Source organism: Niastella sp. sgz303648 (genome assembly GCF_059587045.1).
This window is the reverse complement of record NZ_JCAPSW010000066.1, coordinates 1-791: the sequence shown is the minus strand read 5'-3', so window position 1 is coordinate 791 and position 791 is coordinate 1. Positions and strand designations below refer to the sequence as shown.

At 54.5% G+C, this 791-nt stretch carries 1 protein-coding gene; it reads left to right on the top strand.

Going from position 1 to position 791, the window contains the following annotated elements; genetic code table 11:
- Window positions 1-791: AMP-binding protein (locus AC59IL_RS38935; protein WP_496557670.1), on the top strand; the 791-nt coding region annotated here is incomplete at both ends.

Sequence of the window (791 nt, the reverse complement as noted above, 5' to 3'; positions counted from 1 at the left end):
GGCCGGTCAGTGGAAATGATCGTGGGTATACTGGGCATTCTAAAGGCCGGAGGCGCGTATGTGCCGCTTGATCCGTCGTATCCTGAGGACCGGCTGCGATATATGCTGGAAGACAGCGGAGCTTCCCTGGTGGTGACCGAATCGGCGTACAGCGGGCGGCTGAGCCCGATCGGGGGCTGCGGGTATGTGGAGCTGGATGGGGAATCGCTCGATGGGGAGCCTGTAGAGGGATTGGAGGATATGGGTGGCAATGATGAGATCTGCTATGTGATCTATACGTCGGGGTCAACAGGCCGTCCGAAGGGCGTGATGATGCAGACGGGCGCGCTGGTCAATTTATTGAGGTGGCATGAGCAGGAACAAATGCGGGGAGCCGGCAGGCGCCGGGTGTTACAGTTTGCGAGCATCAATTTCGATGCGAGTTTTCAGGAGATATTTTCTGCGATATGTTTTGGCGGAAGCGTGGTATTGATAGGCGAGGAGGAACGGCGTGATGCCATGGAGATGCTTCGGGTGATCGTGCGCGATGAGGTAAATTATTTATTCATACCCTATGTGGTGCTGAAGAATATCAGTGAAAGCGCTCGTGAAGTGGATCTGTATCCGGGGAGCCTGGAAGCGATATTCACGGCGGGAGAACAGTTGCGGTTAAGCGAAGATATACGGGTGCTGTGTGAACGTACGGGCGTGAGGTTGTTGAACTATTATGGTCCATCGGAGACGCATGTGGTGACCAGCTACGAGGTACAAACGAAAGATTATGTAAATCGTTTGCTGCCGCCGATAGGCAG